A 278-nucleotide genomic window follows, 5' to 3' on the forward strand; every position below is an offset into this window, starting at 1 on the left:
TGATATAACAAGGACAGCGTTTATTAGACACTTTGGTGAAGAATTAAACCTTTCAGATATTGAAGGAAATACTAGAGATGAATATGAAAAGATCATCAATCAATTTCTAAGCAAGAAGGATAAAAAAATCAATGTAGATGAACTCTTACAATCTTTTTATGCTGCAGATATGATGGATGGATTAAAAAAGAAATTCAATTAATGGCCTTCGTAAGTAAATTGTGTGAAAAGGGGAGCTGTTTATATGCTCCTCTTTCTTATTAAAAACATCATTTTAT

The 278-nt window shown here is 29.5% G+C and carries 1 protein-coding gene; it reads left to right on the top strand.

Going from position 1 to position 278, the window contains the following annotated elements:
• Positions 1-202: hypothetical protein (locus SB822_RS56650; RefSeq protein ID WP_410859046.1), on the top strand; the 202-nt coding region annotated here is incomplete at its 5' end.
• Positions 203-278 lie beyond the last annotated feature (76 nt).

The organism is Paraburkholderia sp. SIMBA_054 (assembly GCF_046534875.1).
GTDB classification, from domain to species: domain Bacteria; phylum Pseudomonadota; class Gammaproteobacteria; order Burkholderiales; family Burkholderiaceae; genus Paraburkholderia; species Paraburkholderia hospita.